This is a genomic window from Colwellia sp. MB3u-41 (assembly GCF_014076845.1).
Classification (GTDB): Bacteria; Pseudomonadota; Gammaproteobacteria; order Enterobacterales; family Alteromonadaceae; genus Colwellia_A.
Map to the genome: position 1 here is coordinate 1 of NZ_JACGUT010000051.1, position 4,937 is coordinate 4,937.

Here is a 4,937-nt window from a genome sequence, read left to right on the forward strand (position 1 = left end):
GGCAAAAAATTGTTGGCTAAAATGTTGAACGAAGTGAAAACAGCCAACTGTTTTTTGTCCGTTTGAATGCCTTGTTATGCGATTTTTACATTACCACAAACCGTACAATTTATATAAATATTAGTGACATAAAATGTGCATTTAAAAAACTCACAGCATTGCGATACACTAAACCGTGAATTTTGAGCCACTAATGAAAAGTGAATTTATCACTTACCTATTTTGGCGAAAAACTATTTAACCAAAAACTGAAATAGATTTAATTACGCGTAAATAACCAAGATAAAGACAAATACCACAATTACATTTAATCGAATTCGCAATGCCGCATAACGCCCCATTAAGAGGCAAATAATTGTTGGCTAAAATAAGCGACGAAGGAGCAAATAGCCAACTGTTATTTGTCCTGCTTGAATGGCTTGTTATGGGCACTTTTCACCATGCTTATCATATGGATACTTATTTAACTCATTACAAGTATTGCCATGACAGTAAATTATAAATTCTATACAACGTTCGCCACCAGTATATAAATAAGCAAAATCTGGTTTAGGACTAGCTTTTGATTTGAAAGCCATTAAGTTTTCATTAGGTAAATTATTTTTTTCTAAATAACTTACAACTCTTTGCAAAGCCATTAACTCCATTTCTGGTGTTAACACTTTTTTATCTTCGCTACACCCAATGATGGAAATAAGAAGAAAAGCTAAGATAATTACTCGGAGCATAGCATGTGCCTATAACGCCTCATTAAGAGGCAAATAATGGTTGGCTAAAATAAGCGACGAAGGAGCAAATAGCCAACTGTTATTTGTCCTGCTTGAATGACTTGTTAGTTTTAAACAACTCCAAGTAATATTCTTTGTCTAGTAAGTTACGCTGAAAGTGACCTGCAACTGGAGGCTGAAACTCATTACCAGATAATAATAAAAGCCTTTGCTCTGTTACCTCTGGATAGTCTTCTTTTATTTGACCGAAACTAAAATGCATAAAACTGTCTAGTGGAACAAATAGTTTTGTAGGAACACTTTTTGAATTAGTTTCTAATACTTCATCAATCGCAAAAATTAGCCTGATGTTATTTTGGGATTTTGGACCTGTTTTAGCTTTTAAGTCATATATCTGTTTGCCGTTTCCATCAATCATATCCACACCGACTACGCGTCCAATTAAAACATGATCAGTTTTTTTAATTAATGCTTCATCAGAGACTTCCAGTGGAAATGATGCAAATACATAATTAGAAATTAAACAAAAAAGTAAAACTATATATTTACGCATAAACATCCTTTTAAAACTAACGCCACGTTAAGCGGCAAAAAATTGTTGGCTAAAATTGTGAACGGAGTGAAACAGCCAACTGTTTTTTGTCCGTTTGAACGCCTTGTTATGCGATTTTTACATTAACACAAACCGTACAATTTATATAAATATTAGCGACATAAAATACACATTTAAAAAACTCACAGCATTGCGACACACTAAACCGTGAATTTTGAGCCACAAATCAAAAGTGAATTTACCACTTACCTGCTTTGGCGAAAAACTATTTAACCAAAAACTGAAATAGATTTAATTACGCGTAAATAACTAGGGTAAAGAAAAGGCAACTACCACAATTACATTTAATCGAATTCGCAATGCCGCATAACGCCTCGTTAAGAGGCAAATAATATGTTGGCTAAAATAGGCGACGCAGGAGCAAAAGCCAACTGTTATTTGTCCTGCTTTAACGACTTGTTATGTAACACACACTACAGCACGTTTAGCGGCTTTAATAAGTGCGTCAAAATTAATTTCGGATTGCACAGATACATATTCACAACCTTTAAAATTAAGCCCCAGATAATTGGCTGTCATTTCAAATGGCTGAATAAAGCACTCAGGACAATTTACATCAAAACCAGTAGATAAAATAGAAATCGATTTACCTTTTAGGTCTCGACCCAAACCTTTTTCGATAGTTAATAAATCAGACAACCGATCAAAAAACACTTTAAGTTGTGCTGACATAGAATACCAATAGACGGGCGTGGCGAAAACGATGTGATCATAAGAAATTACTTCACGTATAAGTGGTAAAAAGTCATCTGATTTATTTTCATGTAAGTAATCGAAGAATGAAATGTTGCACATTGCCAAATCAAAAACATTAGCGTCTGTTTGTTTTACAAAGGCATCAACAAGCTGCCTAGTGTTTCCATCAGCCTTTGATGTTCCGATAATGACTGCAATTTTCAAAAAACCTCCGTGTTACATAACGCCGTTTTAAGCGGCAAATTGCAGTTGGCTAAAATAAGTGAGGCACGAACAAAAAGCCAACTGTAATTTGTCCGACTTGAAAACCCTTGTTAGCTATACTTTTTACGCCACCCAATTAAACTCTTTAATAACATTTGAACAATAAACGGTGGAATACACATTAAACTAACCCACATGTATTGATTTATAAAATTATTAATTGATAACGTGCCTCCAGCTATAAATACAGATATAGGGACACAAACTAATATAGAAGTGCACATGCTAGTAAAAGCCCATTTAATAGTTGGTAACAGTGGAGATTTAGTAACTATTATTGGAAGTAATGCAATGAATGAAATGAACCATCCTGCACCGAACGGTAACGGAAAATATTTAGTCCAAAACGAATTAGGAACTGTTTTAGAAAATAGGAATTGATCTGGAAAAGCTATTATTACTCCCCCAAGAATTACTCCGCATATTAATGCAACTAATCGACTTCCGTGCAATGAATTCTCCATGTATAGCTAACGCCCCATTAAGAGGCAAATAATAGTTGGCTAAAATAAGCGACGAAGGAGCAAATAGCCAACTGTTATTTGTCCTGCTTGAATGGCTTGTTATAGGGCATTAAACCCATAAAATTAGCGACTTAATACTTCGAGAACATCATCACTTAATAGGTGTTCTTTACCTCTGAAAACATCAAGAGTTCCAGGAGCTGATTCACTATTACCAAGCAGACTAACATAACAACGATATATATATTTACCATTAATAAATGAGTAATGATGGTTACCACCACTTCCTTCAAATGCCATTTTTCCATTAAATAAAACTAAATCTGGTTTTTCATTTGTTTTTTTATCAATACTCCAAGATGCATAACGATAGTTATAGTCCCCGAGATCATCAATTCGTATATGAAACTTGGCAGTCTTCCACTCTAAAATTGGTTTTTTATAATCACTTATACTCGAATGCAAAGTTTGCTTTTGTTTCTCTATTAAACTTTGTCCAAGAGCTTTTTCTTTAGCTGTATGATAGTTAATGGCATTGATTTTCCCATTAGAATCTAACCAAACTTTGCCATTCGAAAACATAATCCCACGCCAGCCCATTTGCCTCCAATCTTTATCTACATCGGAATTAGCTATTAAATCAATCAACTCTTTATCAAAAACCTCATCAAACCGATTAATCAATTCTGCTTTATTTTTAATAGAAGGTATTGGTGATTTTCGTTTTAGCGGATAAGAAATTAAAGTCGAAATTGCGTTTTTATTCTGGCTTTTGAAGACACTTATAATTGGAGAGATATGATCATTATCTTTTTTATCTACAGCAAAGGAGTTTGATGTAAAAATGATAGTTAACACCAATATTATTTTACTTAAAAAGTTCATATATTCTCAACACTCTGATGTGCCCTATAACGCCACATTAAGCGGCAAAAAATTGTTGGCTAAAATGTTGAACGAAGTGAAAACAGCCAACTGTTTTTTGTCCGTTTGAATGCCTTGTTATGCGGTTTTTACATTACCATAAACCGTACAATTTATATAAATATTAGTAACATAAAATGCACGTTTAAAAAACTCACAGCATTGCGACACACTAAACCGTGAATTTTGAGCCACTAATGAAAAGTGAATTTATCACTTACCTATTTTGGCGAAAAACTATTTAACCAAAAACTGAAATAGATTTAATTACGCGTAAGTAACCATGATAAAGAAAAGGCAACAAACACAATTACATTTAATCGAATTCGCAATGCCGCATAACGCCTTGCTAAGCGGAAAATAATGGTTGGCTATAATCGCGAAGCGATGGCCAACTGTTATTTTTCCGTTTGAGCAACTTGTTAGTGCTTTACGCTGCTTTAGACTGATTATTTGTATTTGAATCATTTTGTTCTTGAGCTTCGAAAAACATTTTGCGAAATTCAAGAGGTGTTGAAATGCCGGGAATTGGAGCTTTTGGGTCACCGGCACCCGCAACAACAATACTACCAAAATTAAAAATACGACCAATAATACCTTGCTCCACTTGAATACTCTCAACTTTTGAAATATTCATTTCAACAGTGTCTCGCCTAATTAGTCCGAATTTAGCAATAACACGTTTATTTGTGATTGCCAGTTCGGTTGTGTAATAAGCAATCGCAGCAGATGCCCAAAAGATTAAACCGATCCCATAAACTGGTAGTAAAAGTAAACCAATCAGTATTTTTGGTAAGAGTGACCAAACACTAGTTTTCCCCTCATACACCACTTCTTCGTCTTTGATTAAATTAGATATGACATATGAACCCATAATTTTCTCCTTGATTGATGGGGTATTGATTGAGCACTAACGCCACATTAAGCGGCAAAAAATTGTTGGCTAAAATGTTGAACGAAGTGAAAACAGCCAACTGTTTTTTGTCCGTTTGAATGCCTTGTTATGCGGTTTTTACATTACCACAAACCGTACAATTTATATAAATATTAGTAACATAAAATGCATGTTTAAAAAACTCACAGCATTGCGACACACTAAATCGTGAATTTTGAGCCACTAATAAAAAGTGAATTTACCACTTACCTACTTTGGCGAAAAACTATTTAACCAAAAACTGAAATAGATTTAATTACGCGTAAATAACCAAGATAAAGAAAAGGCAACTACCACAATTACATTTAATCGAA

6 protein-coding genes are annotated in these 4,937 nt (G+C 34.1%); 1 reads left to right on the forward strand and 5 read right to left on the reverse strand.

Annotated features, from left to right (window positions below; genetic code table 11):
• Positions 1-422: 422 nt before the first annotated feature.
• The 3 genes from H4J73_RS05040 to H4J73_RS05050 form a co-directional block, all read right to left on the reverse strand.
• Entirely contained in the window at positions 423-728 is a 306-nt protein-coding gene (locus tag H4J73_RS05040; RefSeq protein ID WP_182223099.1) for a hypothetical protein, read from the reverse strand.
• Positions 729-807: 79 nt separating this feature from the next.
• Positions 808-1,281: a hypothetical protein gene (locus H4J73_RS05045; RefSeq protein WP_182176801.1), complete on the reverse strand. Its 474-nt coding sequence runs from the start codon at positions 1,279-1,281 to the stop codon at positions 808-810.
• A 459-nt stretch (positions 1,282-1,740) separates the two neighbouring features.
• A complete protein-coding gene (locus H4J73_RS05050) occupies positions 1,741-2,241 on the reverse strand; it encodes a flavodoxin family protein (protein WP_182223098.1) in 501 nt (166 codons plus the stop codon).
• 282 nt (positions 2,242-2,523) lie between these two features.
• Here H4J73_RS05050 and H4J73_RS05055 point away from each other — a divergent pair, with 282 nt between their 5' ends.
• Complete coding sequence (locus H4J73_RS05055) at positions 2,524-2,682, forward strand: hypothetical protein (protein ID WP_182223097.1); 159 nt, start codon at positions 2,524-2,526, stop codon at positions 2,680-2,682.
• Between the two features lie 206 nt (positions 2,683-2,888).
• Here the strand turns inward: H4J73_RS05055 and H4J73_RS05060 are convergent, their stop codons facing one another.
• Positions 2,889-3,650 carry a hypothetical protein gene (locus H4J73_RS05060; protein WP_182223096.1) on the reverse strand — a complete coding sequence of 254 codons (762 nt, stop codon included), beginning with the start codon at positions 3,648-3,650 and terminating at the stop codon, positions 2,889-2,891.
• Between the two features lie 469 nt (positions 3,651-4,119).
• Complete coding sequence (locus H4J73_RS05065) at positions 4,120-4,563, reverse strand: PH domain-containing protein (protein WP_182223095.1); 444 nt, start codon at positions 4,561-4,563, stop codon at positions 4,120-4,122.
• Positions 4,564-4,937: the final 374 nt, after the last annotated feature.